Source organism: Clostridium zeae (assembly GCF_017312485.1).
Taxonomy (GTDB): Bacteria; Bacillota; Clostridia; order Clostridiales; family Clostridiaceae; genus Clostridium_AR; species Clostridium_AR zeae.
Genome location: NZ_BMBA01000003.1, coordinates 257,845 through 278,452, shown reverse-complemented (window position 1 = coordinate 278,452; position 20,608 = coordinate 257,845). Strand labels below are relative to the sequence as shown.

Sequence of the window (20,608 nt, the reverse complement as noted above, 5' to 3'; positions counted from 1 at the left end):
TCATATTCCATGGCTAAAACTGTAAACTCACTACGTTCGAACAGTACAGTTTATTAACGCCATTTCATCTGAAAAAATCATTTAATTCTAATAGCTCGCTCATATAGCATCTCCTTTATAACCACTTAATTTCAACAACATTCTTAAACATAGCTTAAATCTAAGTGGTACATACACATTATAGAGAATGTCGTGAATATATTACTGAAAGGAATTTCATAGATGAATAGCAACACCAAGAAGAAAAATGTAGTTATACATAATGAGAAGAAAGAAGAATTAAGGATAAATAAATATATAAGTGAGACTGGCATATGTTCTAGAAGGGAAGCAGATAAATTAATAGAACAAGGAAGAGTAAGTATAGATGGCCAAGTTGCTACTACTGGAGCTAAAGTAGGATTAAATCAAAAAGTTTTAATAGACGGAAAACCAATTACAAAAGAAAATGAAGCAGTCTATATTGTTTTAAATAAGCCTGTGGGGATAACCTGTACTACTGAAAAAAAGATTAAAGGAAATATAGTGGATTTTGTGAAGCATAAAAAGAGAATATTTCCTATTGGAAGGTTAGACAAAGATTCACAAGGGCTTATTTTGCTTACTAATGATGGAGACATAGTTAATAAGATTTTAAGAGCTGGTAATAATCATGAAAAAGAATATATTGTAACGGTAAATAAACCTATTACAGATGAGTTCATAACTAATATGGCTAAAGGAGTTCCTGTTTTAGGAGTGATAACAAAGAAGTGTGTTGTAAAAAGAGAAGGCAAAAATGTATTTAGAATAGTACTTACTCAAGGATTAAATCGACAAATCAGAAGAATGTGTGAGTATTTTGGTTATAAGGTTGTAAAGCTAGAAAGAATAAGAATAATGAATATTAATCTTGGTGGTTTGAAGATTGGACAATGGAGAGAATTAAATAGAAAAGAGATAGACGGCATAAATAAGTTGATCTCTGATTCAGTGAAAACTGAAGAAGCGTCTACGATTTAATTGAGTTATAAATTCCAATAGAATAAAAAATGGGCACTTACTGTTATCATATGGTAACAGTAAGTGCCCATTTTTATGAGTTATTTTTTCTTGGTATTTAATATTTTAATAAAATCATTTAGTGTATGTTTATTTCCTATGTATAACCTATCCAAATTATATATGTTGTCTTTCTTATCCGCTAAAGCTAATGTAGTGCTCTGAAGATTAAAAGACATTTTGTATCCTGCTTGTTCTGCTGCTTTCTTTGAATCTTCAGTTAAGTTAGAAGCGGGGAAGGCTACATAACTTATACTTTTACTTAAAAACCCTTCAAGAGTTTGTTTTGACTTTTTTAATGTATCAATTTGTTTATTTATATTTAACTTTGATATATTAGAAACTTCACCAAAATGGTTTTGTATATCTATACCATAGTTTGAGAGCTCTTTAATTTGTTCAACACTTAAATATGACGGATTATTTACATAATCACTTATCATAAATATAGTAGCCTTAAATCCAAATTCCTTTAGGATAGGAAAAGCGTATGTATATGTGCCTAAATAACCATCATCAAAGGTAATAACTATTGATTTCTCAGGTATCCCCTTATCTTCTTTAAGATAACTATAAAGCTCGTCTAAGGTTATTGGAAAGTAACCGTTATCCTTTAAGTATTTCATTTGTTCCTTGAATTTAGCAGGGTCTAAAACTAAATCTGAACCTTTAGATGAACTTATGTCATGATAGCACAAGATAGGTAGTCCATTATCAGCATTTGTGAGCTTTAATCCTGAAAATCTATCTTTATTAGAATTATCTGTTGAAGTATTTTTAGTATTATCAATATTTTTATCGGTAGTGCTCGGTGTTTTATCAGTTTCCTTGGCAGTATCTTTGGTATTCTTTGTCTCCAAAGTAGCTGAACTATTATGGTTTTTTGCTGATTGTCCTATAAATACAACAAAAACAATAGATATAGCAAGAATTATGCATGCTATAGATAAAAAGGTATCCTTCTTGTTCATATAATCCATCCTTTTTACGTGTAATATTTAATACCCATATTATAACATAATAAGTGTCATTTCTACAAATAAACAATAGATACAAATGGAAAGTGGTCAAAGATGCAACACTTCGATCCAAAATCTATTTTCAAAACTCCTCTGGGTTCTGAGAGGAGTTTTGAAAATATAAATTTTATTACCAAGTGGTACATCTATATATAATTGAAAAGTTTAAGCTCACTTCATGGTAACTATCCTTATGAAATCGCTCATAGAATAATTATTGCCTATGTAAAATCTATCTAGGTTGTATATATTATCCCTCTTATCAGTTAAAGTTCCTTGAACATTAAAAGCCATTTTATATCCTGCAGCAGCAGCAGCCTTCTTTGAGTTATCATTTAGTTTACCATAAGGATAGGCTATATAGTCAATTGGTTTGTTTAAGAGTTTTTCAAGTGAATGTTTTGATTCTTTCATTATATCTATCTGTTTTGATAAACTAAGTTTGGTAAGATCGGAATGATCTGTAGTATGACTTTCTATATCAATGCCATATTCTGAAAGCTCTTTAATTTGACCAGAAGTTAAGTATGGACCATTATCCACACACTCACTTATCATAAATATAGTTGCAGTAAATCCAAATTCTTTAAGTATAGGGTATGCATATGTATAATTGCCTATATAACCGTCATCAAAGGTTAGTACTATTGATTTTGATGGAATGGCTATATTTTCTCTTAAGTATCCGTAAAGTTCATCTAATGTAAGTGTAAAAAAACCATTATCCTTTAAGTATTTCATCTGTTGTTTAAATTTATCAGGATTAAGTAAAAGATTATTACCTTTAGTGGGATTAACATCATGATAGCATAAAATAGGAACACCAGTATCCGCAGTAGTAAGTTTAGCGCCTTCGAATTTAGTAAGAACACTTTCAGTAGTGAAGGCGCATCTTTCAATAGAATATATATCATTAGATATCACAGGTTTTATAGGGATATTTTCATTTTCTTGAGCAACTTTTAATTGTGGTAAAGTACCTAATTTGTTTTCAATTCTTAATGACTGACCAATTAATACAACTAAGATAATCAAAGTAGTAATAATTACACATACAATAGATAGTAATGAATCTTTTTTATTCATAAAAATTCTCCTTTATCGTAAAGTTTGATATAAAGATGAAAGACTTCAAAATAAAATCTATTTTCAAAATGCCTCTAAGCTTTGTGCGGAGAATTTGAAAATATAAATTTAAGTATGCAGAGGTTCATCTATATTTAAGCGGATTTAAAATGCTATATAGTAAATTTAAAAATATATAGATTTTTTTTACTTTCAGTCCAATTAAAACCACCATTAGTTATTATATTTAATGGAAATAAAATTATTCAAAATGTATATTACATATAATGGAAAATTATTCACATTATCCACATTTACATGTGGATAAGTTGTTAAAGTTTTGTGAGTTTTATGTTTATAACTACTTATAGTTATTAAAGTTGTGGATAAAATATTATCAAAAGTATAAGGAGGGATAAGAGTATGATAAAAATAAGAAAAATATCTAAATCAATTGGAGTTATTTTTTTAAGTTTTATTATGTGTGGAATGACTTTAGTAGATGAAGGGTATAAGTTCACTGAAAAGAGAATAAATGAAACTAAGTCCTATGGAACTATAGATATAAAGATACCAATTATAGCTGAAAGCAATAATAATAACGTGAAAGAGTTTAATGGTATAGTTGAGGGAGATATAGCCGATTGGCAAAAAGATTTAATTGAATTAGCTAAGCAGGATGAAGCAGAATCAAAAAGTAAGGGTATAGATTTTAGGCCTTATTCATTAGATACAGTATATAAAATACCTTATAACACTAAAAACTTTGTAAGTTTAGTTGTTGATTATTATCAATATACTGGTGGGGCACACGGGTTAACAACAAGAAATACATATAATTATGATTTTAATCAAGGCAAAAGATTAAGATTATTTGAATTATTTAAAGAAGGCTATGATTATCAAACTAAAATAAATGATATCATTAGGCAACAGATTGCTAAAAATCCAAGTGAGTATTTCCAAGATGAAAACGGATTTAAAGGGATTAAGAACAAACAGGATTTCTATATTGATAAAGATGGAATAGTTATAGTATTTCAACTATATGACATAGCCCCATATGCTTCAGGGATTAAAGAATTCCATATTCCATTTTCAGCTGTTCAGGATGGATTACTCTATAAGTTTAAATAATAATTATTGAAGCTAATATATATAAATCATATAATAGATATTAAGGAAAATTGTGTATATTAGTATATTTAAATTTAAGGTGCTATTAAGGCACTGTGTTGAAATTAAGTGGTTATTCATCCTATGCTTTAATGAGCTTTCGCAAATATAACCACTTAATTTCAAGAATGTTCTTAAACGTAGCCAAATTTAAGTAAGAAGTAAAATAGACAAGCTTGTGAAATAATTTAATCCTATTTTAAGGAGAAGAACATTTTGAAAAATAGAAGTGATTATTTATTATTACTTAGGATTTTAATAATTATATATTGTATATATGATTATATTGAAGATAAGTTATTCTCTACCAATATTGTGATATTGCTATTAATTTATATCATAACAAGTGTTTCATATTATGTTCTTATAAAACATAAAAACAGTATAATCATACCCATAATTTCTATTAGCGTAATATTATATTCAAGCGTATATATAAACAATCTATTTATAGTTTTGTTGCCATGTTCAATATATGATATTGTAAAGGCAATTAATCTAAATGAAATAATATTTTCAGTGGTATCACTAGTAATGCTTATTATTATGAGTATAAGCATTCAGCCCATATATATATTTATAGTTTTACTAATTGTAATGTTAGATTCAATTTTTACAAAACATTTTGCAAGAATTGATAATCTTCTAAAGGAAAATGACTTTCTTAGAGAAAAAAATAATAATTATACTCAAGAGATAGATGATTTAAAAAGTTATGAGAAACAAGTGTTATATACAACTCAATTAGAGGAACGTAATTCATTATCCCAAAAGATGCATGACAAGATAGGACATACAATCGCAGCAAGTTTAATGCAGCTTGAAGCTGCTAAATTTATAATGAAGAGTGACAAAGATAAGGCTGAAGAAATGATTGATAATTCTATTAGGGTTCTAAGAGATGGAATGGATGATATAAGAATTACGTTAAGGAAGATAAAACCTCCAACTGAGCAGTTAGGAATAAATAGAGTAAAGATGGTGCTAGAAGACTGCACAAAAGGAACAGAATTAAAATATAGTTTGATATACACAGGAGATCTTAATAAGATAAAGTATAGTCACTGGAGCCTAATTATTGAAAGCATTAAAGAAAGCTTGACTAATACTATAAAATACTCAAATGCGAATAACGTAGAAGTGTCTATAGATGTATTAAATAAAGTAATAAGGGTTTTTGTTAAGGATAATGGACTGGGAATAGTTAATGTAAAAAAAGGACTAGGACTTTCAGGAATTGAGCAAAGATGTATAGATGCTGGTGGTAATGCACTATTTGATGGAAGTGATGGTTTTGCAGTAACTTTATTATTACCTATATTAAAGGAGAGAGAGTATGAGTATAAGACTTCTAATATGTGATGACGATGCATTAATTAGAGAAAGTCTAAGGATAATTTTGTCCATGGATGAAGAACTAGAGGTAATAGATGTAGCAGAAAATGGGCTGAAGGCATTAGACAGCTGTATTAAAAACATAATAGATATAGTTTTACTTGACATAAGAATGCCTTTAATGAACGGAGTAGAGGCTACTAGGGAAATAATAAACAAAACTAAATCAAAGGTTATAATACTTACTACTTTTGATGAAGATGAATATATAAAAGAAGCTTTAAGTAATGGAGCTAGTGGATATATATTAAAAAACAATCCTCCAGAAAAGATCATAAGCACAGTAAAGCTAGTAGCAAGTGGCAATAGTGTAATGGAAGAAAGCGTATTTAATAAATTTAAGGAAAATATGTCCTATAATGAGGAAAAGATAGATACTTCTTTATTTACCGAAAGAGAATTAGAGATAATAAGGGCTATATCAGAAGGTATGTCTAATAAAGAAATATCAGCCAAGCTATTTATATCTGAGGGAACAGTGAAGAATTATATAACTAACATTTTAAATAAGACAGACTTGAATCATAGAACACAAATAGCGATATATTATCTAAAAGGTAAGGTTTAGGATGTAACGATATTAAAGCGTTGTATTGAAATTAAGTGGTTATTCATCCAATGCTTTAATGAGCTTACGCAAAGAATTAATATGATTTTTTCATATTCCATGGCTAAAAATGTAAACTCACTACGTTCGAACAGTACATTTTCCTAACGCCATTACATCTGAAAAAATCATTTAATTCTAATAGCTCGCTCATATAGCATCTCCTGCATAACAACTTAATTTTAATAACCTAGCTTATACTTAAGAAATTGGCTGAAATAAAGATATCACTAAATATAATGCTTTTATTTTAGATATAGCAAGAAGTAAAGCTGTTTATGATATAAGTAATGTAAGATAAGAATGATATATATGACGAAAGTCATGTGAAGATATGACCTTCTCTACTGATGAAGTAGAGAAGGTTTTTCTATAATATAAGTATAGAAAATAAGTAAAGAGTTAGCACTTCGATCCGAAATCTATTTCTAAAACTCTGCTGGATTTTGAGCAGAGAATTTAGAAATATAAACTATATTACGAAGTGCTAAAGCTATAAGTCGTGAAGCGATCTTAAATAAAATGTTATTTTGAGAGGAGAAATTATAATGAATTTATTAAGTATTAAAAATTTAACTAAAAGATTTGGTGATTATGTAGCGGTGGACAATCTTTCATTTGAGGTTAAAGAAGGAGAGATATTTGGGCTACTTGGACCAAACGGGGCAGGAAAAAGCACAACAATCAATATAATGACAGGACTTCTTAAGCCAAGTAGAGGTGAAATATATCTGTTTGGAAAAGACTTTAAGGCAAATGAAAGATTAATAAAAAACCAAATAGGGTTGGTACCTCAAAGTCTTGCTATTTACAACGCATTAAGTGCAGAGGAGAATGTAAGCTTTTTTGCAGGTCTATATGGATTAAAAGGAAAGGAACTAAAGGCTGCTGTAGAAGAGGCACTAGAATTTACAGGACTTTTAGAACATAGGAAGACTCAAGCAAAGAAATTTTCAGGTGGTATGGCAAGGAGACTTAATATAGCCTGTGCAATAGCACATAAACCTAAGCTAATAATAATGGATGAACCTACCGTAGGAATAGATCCTCAATCAAGAAATCATATACTAAGATCTGTTAAAGAATTAAACAGACAAGGATGTACTGTTATATATACTTCACACTACATGGAAGAAGTTGAAGAGCTGTGTTCTAGAATAGTGATTATGGACCATGGTAAGGTAATTGCTGAAGGGACCAAGGAAGCTTTAATATCTATAGTATCAGATACTCAAAGTCTTGAGATTCAAGTTGAAGGTATAGAGAAACTAGTTGAGAAAGAACTGAAAGAGATACCAGGTGTTAAAGGCTTTGAAATAAATGATGAAAATATAACTATAAATTCAGTAAGAGAAATAAATAACTTAGATAAGATAATCAGCTATTTTAGCAGCAAAGATATGTTAATAAGAAATATAGAGTATAAAAAGATAAATTTAGAAACTGTATTTTTAAGTCTTACAGGTAGAAAGCTTAGAGATTAGGAGGAAATATCATGAGGATTTTAAAGCATGTAGGGTATTCTATATTGTATTCCATCAAAGAAAGATCTGGTATAGTGTCAATGTTAGTATTTCCAATAGTTTTTATGGTGATACTTGGAAGTGCATTAGCCAATGCCTTTGATAGTACAGTTGACTTAAATAAAATGAGTATAGTTTATGTAGATAATAGTTCGAAAGATACTAAAGATATATTTGATAGATTTAAAGAAGAGCAAAAAGATGGTAAAGTAACTTTTAAAGAAATCAGTAATATAGATGAAGCTAAGGATATAGTAAGGAAGAACTCTGATAATATATTAGTAGAGCTTCAAAGTGATAAAATACAAGTTTATAAAAATGAAAAAGATAATATTTCAGTAAATATTGTCATGGGTGGCCTACAGGGGATAGTAGAAAGATATGGTGTGTATGGCGCTATAGTAAAACTTGCTCCACAAAACATAAAATTAGTGGATGATGATTTTTCCAAGAGCTATACAAAAGTGAATACTGTATCCATAGGCAGACAGACTAGATCCTTTGATTACTATGGAGTGGTTGAAATAACAATGATGATATTATATGGTGGAATGTTTGGGTACTTTATGGTAATTAAAGCAAGAGACATGAAGATAGAGGGAAGGACTATTGTATCTGGAGTATCTAGAGGTGAGTATGTATTTACTAAAATAATAGCAACCTTCATTATAACCATTGTAACACTGATACCTGCATTTTTATTTGCTACCTTCGCTTTGAAAGTCTACTGGGGAGCTCATCTTCTAAGCATCTTAGTAGTAATGCTAGCTTTAAATTTATTTTCATCATCCTTAGGTGTATGTCTCGGATTCATAGTTAAAGATGAAAAAACTGGTCAAATGCTTTTAAATGTTGTTATAATTCCAGCTTTAACATTCCTTGGTGGAGGATATGTTTATATAAGCGAAAATGTTACTGGGGCATTAGCTATAGCAACAAAGCTATCACCAGTTAGATGGGTAAATAGAACTATTATTAATATAGCGTTTAATAATGATTTTTCCAAATTCAACACCACATTATTGATATGCTTATCATTATCAGTCTTATTTATGGCACTACCATTTATTATGAGAAGAGAGGAAGCTTAAAATGAATGAGATTTTGGTTTTAGTAAAGAAAAACTTGAAATTAATTTTTGATTCTCCAAAAGCATTAATGCAGCTTTTAGTACCAGTGCTTGTAATATTGGTATTTATGAAATTATATACTGTATCTCAAGGTGTAATAAGAGTAGGTATCATAGATAATGATAGCACTAAAGTATCAAGCCAAGTAATAGAGAATGTGAAGAATATGACGCAGGTAGACATAGTTACAGTAAAGGATGAGAAGGATATAAAAGAAAAACTAACTCAGAACGATATAATTTTAGCCATATCAATACCTAAGGGTTTTGAAAATGATATTATGTCTGGAAATACTACTGGAGCAGAAATTTATTCATCAAAGGCAAATAGCTTCACAGATAGCTTAAAAGGAGTATTAGATTTTCAAACTAAAAATATTTCTGATTTAGGAAAAGCCTCTTCTGGAGATAAGGATAAATTTTATAAGATGTTAGAAGAGTACAAAAATGGATCTATAAAGATTGAAAAGACTCCGCTAAAGGATAAAGGTGATGGATTGGCTGTAACAGAGGCAAGTATTGGGTTTATGATATATTATATGATGTTAAGATCTATAATGATATCAGGACTAACACTACAGGAAAAGAAGGAGAATACCTATTCAAGAATATTTGTAGCTCCAGTATCCTCTATAAAATATACTTTTGCCAATATATTGTCTAATGTAATATTCTTAGCACTTCAAGTGGTGGTAATCTTAGTTTCATTAAAATATGTCTTTAAAATAGAAACAGGCGTTGATTTATTACCAATGTTCTTGCTTTTAATTATGATATCAATAGTAACCGTTGCTTTCGGTATGTTATGTGTAGCATTGTTTAATGAATCTCAGAGTTTCTCTACCTTTACCGGCTTAATAGTTACAGCAACTGCTATGTTTTCTGGATGCTTTGTTCCAGCAAAATTATTGCCTGATACAGTTCAGAAAATATCCTTTTTTACCCCTCAAAGATGGGTTATTGATGGAATACAAAAGCTTCAAAATGGTAATAGTTTAAGTGATATCAGACTAAATTTTGTTGTTCTTCTGTTATTCTCAGTAGCTTTCTTGCTAATAGCTGCATACAGAATGAGACATAGTCAAAAAGCAATGAGTTCGATGGGCTAAGATATAATTTGTGAAAATATATTATGAAAAGCTTAACCTATTTAAAAATATTTAGAAAAAAGTCAACTTACTAATGGATGTAAGTTGACTTTTTTGTCAATAAGTGATTAGATATAAATATAGATGTCTTAATTGCACATTGTTGTGCAAACGATTGCCCTAATAAAGAGGAGGAAGATGTATGGTTAAAAAGAGGCTTAAGAATAAGGGAAAAAAGAAGGATTTAGAACCATCTACTAAATCTAAAAGTTTAATCGGTTGGTTTTCAACCAAACTTAGCAATAAGCATAATGATAACGTTTTTATTAAGGATATCTTTAGCATAAAAAGCTTACTTGGAAGATTAGTTATCGCCTTTGTAACTCTAGTATTAGTTGTTATGATAATTACTACTTCGTTTAATTTTGTAGTTATGTCAAGTAGTATGACTAAAGAGTTTAAGGCATCTACAGATCATATTTTAAATCAGAACAAACATTATGTAAGACTTATAAGTGATTTTTCAGATCAAATATCGTTTCAGATATTATCCAATGCCAATATTACTGATGCCATGAGTTTCTCAAGCAGTGAAAGAGATCAGGTTATAAGTAAAGCATCAGATGCTAAACAGAATCTTCAAAAAATCATAGGTCTTAATAATAGTGGAGTATTAGATAGTATATATTTATATAAAGACAATGACGGATTGTCAATTAACACTAAAAACGAGGTGTTTGAAGATTCTTCACAAAAAATAGGAGAAGAAGCTAAGAAAACAGAGTGGTATAAAAAAGCTATAGATGAACCAGGTAAGGGCTTCTGGGCGGTTACAGATCAAGATGGAGAAAAGAAATTAAGTTACATCAAGTCAGTAAATAATGGTGTTTCAAGCAAGCAGCTTGGGGTGCTTCAAATAAATGTAGCAGATAGTATATTTAAAAAAGCCATGGAAGACATCAATATAGGGGACAATGGTAAGGTAATAATAGTCGATGAAAAAGGACAATTAATTGGAGGAAATACTCAAGTAAGCTTGGGAGAGAAGTATAATGAGGCTTTTTATTCTTCTATAAAGGACAAGCAAGAAGGAGAACTTACGGAGAAAATAAGTGGACAATCTTATTACATAGCATATTCTACTTTATCAGAGACTGGATGGAAGTATGTAGCTTTAATACCTACAAGTGAACTATATAGTACTGCTCTACATGTAGGCAGATATTCCTTAATGATACTAGTAGTATGTTTGTTTTTAGCAGCATTAGCATCTATTCCAATATCCATGCAAATCACTGTGCCAATAAAGAATTTTATATCATTAGTTACAAAGGTTTCTAATTGTGATTTTACGGTTATATCTGATAAGAAGTACAAGATAAAAGAATTAAACGAGTTATCCATTAACTTTAACAATATGGTGGCAAGGCTGAAAGGTGCATTAACAAACACTGCAATATTAGCAGATGAAACAGCATCTATTTCATCTCATCTTTTAGAGGTTTCAAATAGCATAAATGAAAAGTCAGAGGATGTTGTTAGAAATATACAAGAAATATCAATAGGATCGTCTAAACAGGCAGAAGATACTATGAACTGTGCATCTATAAATACAGACCTAGATGACCAGCTTAAGTACACCACTGAAGTATTAGGAACCCTTAATGATGCAAAAGAAAATGCCATAAATGCTATAAAAAATAATACGAAAGATATAAATGAACTACATGAAACCTCAAAAGAAAATTCTCAGGCTATGACTGAAGTAGCAAGTACAATAAATAAGTTAACCAATAGCACTCAGTTAATCTTAAAGATACTGAACGAGATAAATAGCATAACTAGCCAAACGAATCTTTTATCATTAAATGCTTCTATTGAGGCAGCAAGAGCAGGAGAAGCTGGAAAAGGATTTTCAGTTGTAGCAAATGAGATAAGAAAGCTAGCAGAGCAATCTCAAAAGGCTTCATTAGAAATAAAAAATATAATTGGAGATGTAAATTCAGCTATTAATGATTCAATGATAATTGCGGACAGTGCAAAAGAAGCTTTTGAAAAGGAGCAGTTACAGGTTAAATCAACTATAGTATCCTTTAGTGAGTTAGAAAAGACCTTTGGAGAAGTATCTGCTGCAATAGAGCAATCAATGACTTCTGTAAGAAATATAGACGAAGGAAAGAATAGTTTGAATATGGCTATAGGCAATATTGCGGCTATTTCACAGCAGAATACTGCAGCTACAGAAGAGGTAACAGCAGTAATAGAAGATGAAGCTTTGGATAATAAGAAAATTAATGAATTAGCGTTAGATTTAAACGGACAAGCTGAAAGCTTAAGAGAAGTAATAGAGAAGTTTAAATTGTAGCGTGTGTAAGCGATGTTGAAATTAAGTGGTCACGCATCCAATGCTTTAATGAGCTTACGCAAAGAATTAATATGATTTTGTCATATTCCATGGCTAAAACTGTAAACTCACTACGTTCGAACAGTACAGTTTCCTTACGCCATTCCATCTGAAAAAATCATTTAATTCTAATAAGCTCGCTCAAAGAGCATCTCCTGCATAACCACTTAATTTCAATAATAATCTTAAACATAGCATTAAAATAAATAAGAAACCAGCTTGATCTAATCTCAAGCTGGTTTCTGTAAGTCATATGCGGACTTTATATAGATGTCCTAAATTAAGAACTAATGTTAGTTTTTTCAATAGTAAGGATTGACCCATCATTTGATATATCAGATACTGTTCTGCCAAGAGATTTAATCTTTCCAGAAATACAACTTCTACAGTGAGCAGGAGTATCATTTATACATATCTTTCCTGGATATAAGGCATAAAGTCTTCTATAATCACCTTCAGTAACATTAGGCATTACAACATTGGCACCACTTTCAAGGGCTATGACTCTACCATTTTTATTGAGAGTTTCCATAGCAGTAGTTGCAGTAATTCTTATACCAGGCATAAGAAGTCTAGTTAAGGCCATAACTTTAATCGACATGTGGAAGTCACCACCAGCACAATCTGCCAGCGGAGTATCTCCATTTGGTATAAATGGACCAATACCGATCATATTAGCATCTATTTCTTTGAAGAATAGAAGATCATCTGCTATAGATTCAATTGTTTGGTTAGGAAGTCCAACTAATGAACCACAACCTACTTCATAACCTAAGCTCTTTAAATCTCTAAGACATCTTTTTCTTTCAGCATGACTCATACCAGGATCAAGTTCATGATATAAATCCTCATCAGTAGTTTCTATTCTAAGTAGATATCTATCTGCACCAGCTTCTCTTAGCGCTTTGTATTCTTCGTAAGTTTTTTCACCTATACTTATAGTAAGAGTAACACCTAGTGCTTTTATCTTTCTTATTATGCTAGACATTCTATCTATAGTAAAGTAATCATCTTCTCCACCTTGAAGAACTAAATTCTTATAACCATAACCAACTGCTTTAGTGGCAAAATCTAAGATTTCTTCTTCAGATAATCTATATCTTTCAATGTTTTTATTATCTCGTCTAAGTCCACAATACATGCAGTTTCTCTTGCATATGTTAGTAAATTCTATAAGTCCTCTTAAAAGAACTTCGTTTCCACGATATTCTTCTCGAACTTCATCAGCTGCTTTATATATTGCTTCATTTATTTCGTCATTTTTTAAAAGTTCAACTAACTCATCCTTTGTAAGACAATGAGTTTCTTTAGCTTTTTGTACTAACTCCATTAGTTTATCCATAAACTCCTCCTAAAAACGGACCTTTGATATTCGTAATAATTATACTATTTAAGTAGGCTTTTTGAAAGAGAAAGTTTGTAACCAAATTGGTTACCATATAATAGCTCCTATTATGCTTATGAAATAATTTATAATTTAATTTTTATTAGTGGTTAAGCTAAGAATGAACAAATAAGTGGAGTTTGTATTTTTGCACTTATGAATTTATATATTAAATGCTTTGATAAGTTTTATAAGATATAGCATTTATAATAACAAATACTTACTGATAATTGTTATTGACAACAATAAAATGTTAATGTATGATGAAGTTATAAAGTTATTAAAAGTAATTAAGTATATTTTATATAGAGGTGAAGAATATGATAAGAAAAATTAAAAGTAGTGATATGGGACAGAGTAAGAATGGATGGCTTGAGAGCTTATTCCACTTTTCTTTTGCAGATTACTTTAATGTAGAAAACATTAGTTTCGGAGACTTAAGAGTGATAAATGATGATTTGATTAAGCCTCATACAGGTTTTGATATGCATCCACATAAGGATATGGAGATTATATCCTATGGAATAGAAGGAGAACTTACACACGAGGACTCAATGGGAAGCAAGGGAGTAATAGGAAGAGGTCAGGTTCAATATATGAGTGCTGGAACAGGCGTTTATCATAGTGAGCACAACAAAGGAGATGTAACTGCAAGGTTCCTTCAAATTTGGGTTTTACCTGATAAGAAAAATCATACTCCTCAATATGGAGATTTTAAGTTTGCATGGGAAGAAAGAAAAAATAAATGGTTCAACTTTGTTTCTTCTAAAGAAGGAGATGCACCTATAAAAGTAAATCAAGACATAAACTTCTATGCACTTGAACTAGAGGAAGGTAAAGAGATTGACTTCGTAGTAGGGAACAAAAGACAGGCATATATGGTGCAAATAGAAGGAACAAGTACAGTGAATGGTACAGAGCTTAATCAAAGAGATGCAGCTGAGATTGTTGAAGAAGATGTAAAGATTAAGGCTACAGAGAAATCTCATATATTAGTTATCGAAATGAAAAAGAAAAATGTGATTTGGAGATAAGACAACAATTAAATCGTGAAAATGCTATTCGATTATAGCTTCTAAGGTAGCGCTATAAGAATAATAGACTAGATTTAAATTAATAATAAGTCTTTTGTTTATAGGAGGATGTGAAAAATATAGCTATTCTTTTTCGTGGGCATCTTATGGCACCCACGTGAGGTGTAGAGAAACCTATATAATAGCTTTTTTTCGCAGCCTCACATAAATTATCTTATAAATTATATTAGACTAAACTTTGTATTTTAGAGATTTCCTCAATTAATAAATTAGTAAATTTTTTAGAGCCATGCTTATTTAGGTGCGTGGCATCATAGAAATCGATATAATCAAAAAAGTTAGATTCAAAATAATCAATAATTGTTACTTGTTCGGTATCTTTAAAATAACTCAAGATTTGATTGAATGCTTTTTTGATGTTTGAAGATATATTATCATAATAGTAATTAGTTGTTGGACATATTACTATTATTGGAGTAACATTATTCACCTTCAACAGTTTTATATATTCATTTAATATAGATATATTTTCTTGAACAGTTAGAGGGAAATTCTTTTTTGAATCTTTTAACGCCAGTCTGATTCCTTCATCTTTTTTGCTGGCTGAGAATACTCCACTAACAAACTTATCCCAGTTAGCTTCATTAATAGTGGCAAGTAGCTGAAATAGAGTGGATTTAAAGTTATTTGTTAAGACTTCTCTCTCTATACTTTCAAACAAGGTGAGTTTATTGAGGATATTATTGGTATCAGTATAATTATGAAGAGTTTTTAAAAAAGGATAATAAAACCAAACTCTCTCTTTTAAACTAGATTTAGAGAGATCATAATTAAAACTGTAATACGATAGACCAATAAAACAATATTCAATATTTTTGCAGTAATTCTTATTACTGAATATATACTTGGCAATATTATAATCAAAGTATAAATCTTGGCTGGAATTAGCAAAGTTTACAGTAGAGAATGGAAATTCATTAGCGTTTATTCCTACTTCTGCAAATGATAGACCAGTAATAAATGCATGCAAGTTTTTTTTCTTTTCCTCGTACTGAAAAAATGAACGATATATTTCAAAGTCATAGAAATATCTAATGAATTCATTAAGATTTAATATTTTATTATCATTGGATTCTAACATCATATCATTAACTAATATGATATAATCATAATTAAATTTATTTAGGTCACTAAGAGGAATTACTGGTATGCTATTAATATGTTTGCCTATATTATTTGGGTTATCAGACACAAAAGCTTCGATTGAACAGTTTTGGGAGTTGATTAAAAGCTGTATTTTTAAAGATATATAATTTATTCCAATTACGATTAGTCTTTTCATTGTGGCACCAAACCTTTTAAACTTAAAAATAGTATTTTATTTATATAAGTTCCATATTGAACTTTGGAAGTTACTCGTCAAATATTTTGATTAGGCAACAACTTGCTATCATCGTATCTATAATAGTAACCCCCAAGCTTCAATAATATTAAATATAGAAATGTTTTAAATATTATTATAAAATATATAATTTAGCAGAATTCATTTAAGCATATATTGTTTTATAATTCTATTCTAATCTCGTTATTGTATAACCTTTAGCTTTTAGTTTCTCTATTAATCCATCTTGTCCTATAATATGGGCGGCACCAACTACAATGAAGTATTTATCATCAGAAGCTATGTAACCTTCAACTTTCTTTAACATAGCATCATTTCTTTCTACAATTGAAAGATTATAGAAATCTCTAGTTTGTTTATTTTCTGAGTTTTTAAGAGCATCAATTACATCTTTTTCTAAGTATGAAATATCTCCATCAATAAAAGCATTGTATTCACCTTCAGCATCTTTTTTTGATTGATCTAATAATGGAATTTGTGAAATAGTATAATTATTATAAGCATCATCACCAAACTTGTCCATTTTGCTTTGAATATCATAATCTTCTAAAGAAACTATATCCTTCTTGTCTTTTTTAGCTTTCTGAATAAAATCCATATCTATTCCTTTATCAAAAGAATAACCTAACTTTGATAACTGTAATGGGGCAATTGCAGTTGCAATGTAGGATAGTTTATATCTCTTCAATTTATTATCATATTTCAGACCAAGTTCATTTAATACTTTAATTAGGTGATCTTTTGCCTCAGGGGTTATGTGGTCATCTAAACCTTGGTTACCTTCATATACTTGATCAGTTGTTCTTTGTTTAGAGAGATTAGGATCAGTTAAATCCACTTCTACTCCTAATTTGGTTGCTTCTTTGTATGCATTTTCTACTTTATCATTATATTTGATATTATCTGATATCTTAGCGAAGTGTACCGTTCCACCCAGATATAAGTACTTACCATCCTTTTCTACCTTATAGAAAATCCCTTTTGCAAGTTTTTCGGTTGGTTTTTGTTGAACTTGTTGCCCACAGCCATAGGCTGTAGTAGTTAAAATTACTAGTGATATCATTAATGAGAATGCTTTTGTTATTTTTTTCATATTAACCTCCATGTCGCTGCCGCTACGACTTAAATATTTATTAAAAAATGATGTGCGGCTTACATCACTTGTCAGTAATTAAAATGAGGAAAACATATATTAGTATATATTTCCATTAGAAAGTATCTTCAATAAGAGATGAAAGAAGATTTGGAGTTTGCCTTATTAAATGCAATACATCTTCAAAATTACTACACTCTAATAAACCGGATTTTTTCCAATATTTAGCTTCTGAGTAATCTGTTTTTTGAGGAATACTATAAAACCTTTTACATGAACTAAAATAACGTTCATGAAAATCAGTTGAAGGTATTTGCTTCTGATTATCTATATATTCTATTATATTACTAATATGATTATCTAGAAACCCTTTATTAAGTTCTTTGTTTGACAGTAGGTAAGGGATATCTGGATAAGCAACTTTAATATTAGAAATTATATGAGCTCCTAAGATTTCAGCTATATTTTTTAAATATCCACTAGATTCTTTTATTCCGCTATTTGCTGATGTTGTAATTACTACAGCTGGCTTTCCCGCAAGAGGAATTAAATGTAGTAGATACGATATTCTATCAATAAAAGTTTTCATATCTCCGTTTACCATACACGCATATACTGGAGAACCTAATATAATCATATCAGCCTCAATTAGTTTCTTTTTAATATTGTTAAATTTATCAATATTGTCTAATGGGCAAATTCCAGTCTTAAAGCAGTTGTTGCATCCTCTACAATTATGTATCGATAATTCATTAGCTGTTATAAGCTCATACTCAATATTCGTTTCACAATGTTCTATAATTCCTTTTATCAATTGATCTGCAACCATAAGTGTACTAGAGTTTTGACCTCTTCTGCTTGAAACATATGCAAAAATTCTCATAAATTCACTCCTATCATCGTGTTTTATAATTTCGGTTAGTTATATATTGAACGATTTCTTTTTGTGATATAGAATCAGTAAAATCCTCTTTAATAGAAGCTATTCTGCTAAGGATTTCCTTGTGGTTAATCATATAGTCAGCTAAGTGTTTTACATTAGAAGAATTAAACTTATGTTTTCTTAAGTCTACACCAATATTTAGGTTATCTATAATCGTTGCATTTAAATGCTGATCATTTGTTAAAGGATACACCATCATTGGAACTTCATAGTATATTGATTCGTAGATACTATTATAGCCACCATGTGTGATAAAAAGAGATGCTTCACTTAGTATTTTCTTTTGATCAACAAATTTTTCTACTTTAACATTATCCGGAAGAGTGAAGCTTATTGCTTTATTATCAGCTAATGGAAAAGATATGATGACATCGTAATCAGAATCTTTAAATGAGCTTATTATTGTATTATAAAATTTAATATCTGCACTAAAGATTGAACCTGTTGAAACATATATTAATTTCTTTTTACAATTAGTATGACTATCAGGTTTTATATTTTTATTTTTTGTTGAAAAAAGTGATGGACTAACAACTTTATATATTAAATTATTATTATTTTCGATTTTAGGTTGAAGCAATTTAGAACTAAAAATTATATTGAAGTTTTCATGAGGATCTAGTGTAAAAAATGTTGGTATTGATGAAATGTCATATTTATCACACAATTGTTTTATGCCATTTTCAAGACTTAAGTAAAGGTGTTTAAGAGTATCATCATCATAAGAACTCAAATCTAAACAAAAGGCATCTGAAAGATTTTTTTGAAGGTCATTAAAAATATACTCCTTACTGATTGCTAAATTAGTAATATATCCAATAACATCTATACCCAATTTTTCGCCAATCATTTTCCCAAAGAGAGCACAGGAGTCTCTTAATATTAAGTCAGGGTTAATTGCTTTAACTATATCAATTATTGAATCTCTATAGTCTGTACATACTTTTAATGCAAAATCTGTATTAAAAATTCCTTTATATATTAGGTTTTCTATAAGATTATCGTTGGAGGGTTTATCTTTGTCATTTATATAGGCTTCAGTTATATTACCAAATCTTGAACCTATATTACTTGGATACTCTATAAATTCCATGTCTATATAAGAGTAAATGCTTTTAAAGGTACTTTTACCAAAGCAGAAAACTTCATTGCCTTGATTAACTAATTCATTAAGTAATGTTGCTATACTAGTGTTGTGACTATAATTCGGATATGTCATTACTACAATTTTCATATTTACCTCCACATTACAAAAAACTATAACTAAAGTTAATGTCAATTGATTAAAGTTGTAATAGTTCTATCTAAAATGTAACTTTATGCATTTTAAAATATTACCTAAAAGTTAAAGAATGTAAGTTGGCCGTGAGCACGTACATCTATATATAAACCATAAACTTAAAATAGACTGATGATTATATAATCAACAGTCTATTTTGTTAAATTAGCAATTATATTCGCTAAAGTTTGAACCAGTTGTACTAATACCTGTTACTCCAATTATTGAATAAAGAATTGTGCAAGGCCAACTAGTACCACCATCGACATTGATAAAGTTTTCATCTTCACCTGAAAACTTCGAATCTAAATTGAAATCGTCAAGAGAAATATCATTAAAATTATTCATGTAGTAAAACCTCCCATTTAAGATAAAAATTAGAAACGTTTCTATAGACACATTGTAAGCTTTGTTTTGTTAAAATGCAATATAAAAACAAGAAAAAAATACATTTTTATAAAAAAATATGTTTTTTTGGTGAAATTTTACTTATAAGAATAGATAAAGTAAGATTCTCGTGTAAAAAAAGTATCTAAGTAACAAAAATGAGTGGTTTATATAAGAAATGATAAATGTCTGATATTAAATAAATCAATAAAGATAAATAATGTACATCTTTATAAATATTATTGTTTATATGTAAAATTAGTCTTAAGGGATATTATATTCATAATCTTTATTGAAAGTATTATAAGTAACATTGTTTTGTTATTAGTGATTATAGACTTGTACATCTATGTAAAACGTTAAACTTAAAATTTGAAATAGACTGATGATTATATAATCATCAGTCTATTTTAGTACATTAGCAATTGTATTCGGTAAAATTTGCACTACTTGTATTAGTATCACCTATACCTGTTATAGTAGGTAATCCATAAATAATTGTGCAAGGCCAACTAGTGCCACCATCGACATTTATGAATTTTTCATCTTCGCCTGAGAATCTTGAATCTAAATTGAAATCATCAAGAGAAATATCATTAAAATTGTTCATGTAGCAAACCCTCCTATTTAAAGTAGAAA

At 29.4% G+C, this 20,608-nt stretch carries 18 protein-coding genes; 9 read left to right on the top strand and 9 right to left on the bottom strand.

Going from position 1 to position 20,608, the window contains the following annotated elements:
• Positions 1 to 222 precede the first annotated feature (222 nt).
• Positions 223 to 1,002, top strand: coding sequence for a 23S rRNA pseudouridine(2604) synthase RluF (rluF, locus tag J3477_RS15985; protein ID WP_206870968.1), 780 nt, complete (start codon positions 223 to 225; stop codon positions 1,000 to 1,002).
• Between the two features lie 80 nt (positions 1,003 to 1,082).
• Here rluF and J3477_RS15980 read toward each other — a convergent pair whose 3' ends face one another.
• Both J3477_RS15980 and J3477_RS15975 read right to left on the bottom strand, forming a co-directional pair.
• Positions 1,083 to 2,012, bottom strand: a complete 930-nt coding sequence (locus J3477_RS15980; RefSeq protein ID WP_206870967.1) for a polysaccharide deacetylase family protein — start codon at positions 2,010 to 2,012, stop codon at positions 1,083 to 1,085.
• Positions 2,013 to 2,231: 219 nt separating this feature from the next.
• Entirely contained in the window at positions 2,232 to 3,146 is a 915-nt protein-coding gene (locus J3477_RS15975; protein ID WP_206870966.1) for a polysaccharide deacetylase family protein, read from the bottom strand.
• A gap of 402 nt (positions 3,147 to 3,548) precedes the next feature.
• Between J3477_RS15975 and J3477_RS15970 the strand changes: the two genes are divergently transcribed.
• The 7 genes from J3477_RS15970 to J3477_RS15940 all read left to right on the top strand — a co-directional run bounded on the left by J3477_RS15970 (position 3,549) and on the right by J3477_RS15940 (position 12,408).
• Positions 3,549 to 4,262: a DUF3298 and DUF4163 domain-containing protein gene (locus tag J3477_RS15970; protein WP_206870965.1), complete on the top strand. Its 714-nt coding sequence runs from the start codon at positions 3,549 to 3,551 to the stop codon at positions 4,260 to 4,262.
• 255 nt (positions 4,263 to 4,517) lie between these two features.
• Positions 4,518 to 5,663, top strand: coding sequence for a sensor histidine kinase (locus J3477_RS15965; protein ID WP_206870964.1), 1,146 nt, complete (start codon positions 4,518 to 4,520; stop codon positions 5,661 to 5,663).
• Positions 5,638 to 6,264, top strand: a complete 627-nt coding sequence (locus tag J3477_RS15960) for a response regulator transcription factor (protein WP_206870963.1) — start codon at positions 5,638 to 5,640, stop codon at positions 6,262 to 6,264. Before J3477_RS15965 ends, J3477_RS15960 begins: the two co-directional genes overlap by 26 nt.
• A 587-nt stretch (positions 6,265 to 6,851) precedes the next feature.
• Positions 6,852 to 7,787 (top strand): ABC transporter ATP-binding protein, encoded by a 936-nt coding sequence (locus J3477_RS15955; protein WP_206870962.1) that lies wholly within the window; start codon positions 6,852 to 6,854, stop codon positions 7,785 to 7,787.
• 11 nt (positions 7,788 to 7,798) lie between these two features.
• The gene (locus J3477_RS15950; RefSeq protein ID WP_206870961.1) at positions 7,799 to 8,917 is read left to right on the top strand and encodes an ABC transporter permease; all 1,119 of its coding nucleotides are present in this window, start codon (positions 7,799 to 7,801) and stop codon (positions 8,915 to 8,917) included.
• Position 8,918: 1 nt separating this feature from the next.
• Entirely contained in the window at positions 8,919 to 10,064 is a 1,146-nt protein-coding gene (locus J3477_RS15945) for an ABC transporter permease (protein WP_206870960.1), read from the top strand.
• A gap of 181 nt (positions 10,065 to 10,245) precedes the next feature.
• A complete protein-coding gene (locus tag J3477_RS15940; protein WP_206870959.1) occupies positions 10,246 to 12,408 on the top strand; it encodes a methyl-accepting chemotaxis protein in 2,163 nt (720 codons plus the stop codon).
• A gap of 319 nt (positions 12,409 to 12,727) precedes the next feature.
• On the opposite strand, the gene hydE is transcribed toward J3477_RS15940, so the two are convergent.
• Positions 12,728 to 13,789 carry a [FeFe] hydrogenase H-cluster radical SAM maturase HydE gene (gene hydE / locus J3477_RS15935; protein ID WP_206870958.1) on the bottom strand — a complete coding sequence of 354 codons (1,062 nt, stop codon included), beginning with the start codon at positions 13,787 to 13,789 and terminating at the stop codon, positions 12,728 to 12,730.
• Between the two features lie 362 nt (positions 13,790 to 14,151).
• Here hydE and J3477_RS15930 point away from each other — a divergent pair, with 362 nt between their 5' ends.
• Positions 14,152 to 14,865: a pirin family protein gene (locus J3477_RS15930; protein ID WP_206870957.1), complete on the top strand. Its 714-nt coding sequence runs from the start codon at positions 14,152 to 14,154 to the stop codon at positions 14,863 to 14,865.
• Positions 14,866 to 15,091: 226 nt separating this feature from the next.
• Here J3477_RS15930 and J3477_RS15925 read toward each other — a convergent pair whose 3' ends face one another.
• The 6 genes from J3477_RS15925 to J3477_RS15900 all read right to left on the bottom strand — a co-directional run bounded on the left by J3477_RS15925 (position 15,092) and on the right by J3477_RS15900 (position 20,579).
• On the bottom strand, positions 15,092 to 16,207 hold the full coding sequence (locus J3477_RS15925) for a hypothetical protein (RefSeq protein WP_206870956.1): 1,116 nt from the start codon (positions 16,205 to 16,207) through the stop codon (positions 15,092 to 15,094).
• Between the two features lie 229 nt (positions 16,208 to 16,436).
• The gene (locus J3477_RS15920) at positions 16,437 to 17,360 is read right to left on the bottom strand and encodes a TraB/GumN family protein (protein ID WP_206870955.1); all 924 of its coding nucleotides are present in this window, start codon (positions 17,358 to 17,360) and stop codon (positions 16,437 to 16,439) included.
• Between the two features lie 115 nt (positions 17,361 to 17,475).
• Positions 17,476 to 18,243, bottom strand: coding sequence for a flavodoxin family protein (locus J3477_RS15915; protein WP_206870954.1), 768 nt, complete (start codon positions 18,241 to 18,243; stop codon positions 17,476 to 17,478).
• 13 nt (positions 18,244 to 18,256) lie between these two features.
• Positions 18,257 to 19,537, bottom strand: a complete 1,281-nt coding sequence (locus J3477_RS15910; protein ID WP_206870953.1) for a nucleotide disphospho-sugar-binding domain-containing protein — start codon at positions 19,535 to 19,537, stop codon at positions 18,257 to 18,259.
• A 210-nt stretch (positions 19,538 to 19,747) separates the two neighbouring features.
• Positions 19,748 to 19,930: a hypothetical protein gene (locus J3477_RS15905; protein ID WP_206870952.1), complete on the bottom strand. Its 183-nt coding sequence runs from the start codon at positions 19,928 to 19,930 to the stop codon at positions 19,748 to 19,750.
• Between the two features lie 457 nt (positions 19,931 to 20,387).
• Positions 20,388 to 20,579 carry a hypothetical protein gene (locus J3477_RS15900; RefSeq protein WP_206870951.1) on the bottom strand — a complete coding sequence of 64 codons (192 nt, stop codon included), beginning with the start codon at positions 20,577 to 20,579 and terminating at the stop codon, positions 20,388 to 20,390.
• Between the last annotated feature and the right edge of the window lie 29 nt (positions 20,580 to 20,608).

Coding starts and splice junctions, on each gene's coding strand:
- rluF (WP_206870968.1), top strand. CDS start 223: ATGAATAGCAACACCAAGAAGAAAAATGTAGTTATACATAATGAGAAG.
- J3477_RS15980 (WP_206870967.1), bottom strand. CDS start 2,012: ATGAACAAGAAGGATACCTTTTTATCTATAGCATGCATAATTCTTGCT.
- J3477_RS15975 (WP_206870966.1), bottom strand. CDS start 3,146: ATGAATAAAAAAGATTCATTACTATCTATTGTATGTGTAATTATTACT.
- J3477_RS15970 (WP_206870965.1), top strand. CDS start 3,549: ATGATAAAAATAAGAAAAATATCTAAATCAATTGGAGTTATTTTTTTA.
- J3477_RS15960 (WP_206870963.1), top strand. CDS start 5,638: ATGAGTATAAGACTTCTAATATGTGATGACGATGCATTAATTAGAGAA.
- J3477_RS15955 (WP_206870962.1), top strand. CDS start 6,852: ATGAATTTATTAAGTATTAAAAATTTAACTAAAAGATTTGGTGATTAT.
- J3477_RS15950 (WP_206870961.1), top strand. CDS start 7,799: ATGAGGATTTTAAAGCATGTAGGGTATTCTATATTGTATTCCATCAAA.
- J3477_RS15945 (WP_206870960.1), top strand. CDS start 8,919: ATGAATGAGATTTTGGTTTTAGTAAAGAAAAACTTGAAATTAATTTTT.
- J3477_RS15940 (WP_206870959.1), top strand. CDS start 10,246: ATGGTTAAAAAGAGGCTTAAGAATAAGGGAAAAAAGAAGGATTTAGAA.
- hydE (WP_206870958.1), bottom strand. CDS start 13,789: ATGGATAAACTAATGGAGTTAGTACAAAAAGCTAAAGAAACTCATTGT.
- J3477_RS15930 (WP_206870957.1), top strand. CDS start 14,152: ATGATAAGAAAAATTAAAAGTAGTGATATGGGACAGAGTAAGAATGGA.
- J3477_RS15925 (WP_206870956.1), bottom strand. CDS start 16,207: ATGAAAAGACTAATCGTAATTGGAATAAATTATATATCTTTAAAAATA.
- J3477_RS15920 (WP_206870955.1), bottom strand. CDS start 17,360: ATGAAAAAAATAACAAAAGCATTCTCATTAATGATATCACTAGTAATT.
- J3477_RS15915 (WP_206870954.1), bottom strand. CDS start 18,243: ATGAGAATTTTTGCATATGTTTCAAGCAGAAGAGGTCAAAACTCTAGT.
- J3477_RS15910 (WP_206870953.1), bottom strand. CDS start 19,537: ATGAAAATTGTAGTAATGACATATCCGAATTATAGTCACAACACTAGT.
- J3477_RS15905 (WP_206870952.1), bottom strand. CDS start 19,930: ATGAATAATTTTAATGATATTTCTCTTGACGATTTCAATTTAGATTCG.
- J3477_RS15900 (WP_206870951.1), bottom strand. CDS start 20,579: ATGAACAATTTTAATGATATTTCTCTTGATGATTTCAATTTAGATTCA.